We start from the raw sequence: 453 nt of genomic DNA, 5'->3' as shown, positions 1-453 counted from the left end.
GATCAGCCTATGGGATGCAGCAGTGAGGGATATTGGTCAATGGGGGAAACCCTGAACCAGCAACGCCGCGTGAGGGAAGACGGTTTTCGGATTGTAAACCTCTGTCCTCTGTGAAGATGATGACGGTAGCAGAGGAGGAAGCTCCGGCTAACTACGTGCCAGCAGCCGCGGTAATACGTAGGGAGCAAGCGTTGTCCGGATTTACTGGGTGTAAAGGGTGCGTAGGCGGCTTTGCAAGTCAGAAGTGAAATCTATGGGCTTAACCCATAAACTGCTTTTGAAACTGCAGGGCTTGAGTGAAGTAGAGGTAGGCGGAATTCCCGGTGTAGCGGTGAAATGCGTAGAGATCGGGAGGAACACCAGTGGCGAAGGCGGCCTACTGGGCTTTAACTGACGCTGAGGCACGAAAGCGTGGGTAGCAAACAGGATTAGATACCCAAGTAGTCCCGTACG

1 rRNA gene is annotated in these 453 nt (G+C 53.4%); it reads left to right on the top strand.

The annotated features are described in order from the left end of the window. A 16S ribosomal RNA gene (locus M6G53_RS25100) occupies positions 1-453 on the top strand; the annotation flags it as partial.

It is taken from the genome of Serratia nevei (assembly GCF_024160145.1).
GTDB classification, from domain to species: domain Bacteria; phylum Pseudomonadota; class Gammaproteobacteria; order Enterobacterales; family Enterobacteriaceae; genus Serratia; species Serratia nevei_A.
This window is presented reverse-complemented; position numbering and strand designations above follow the sequence as displayed.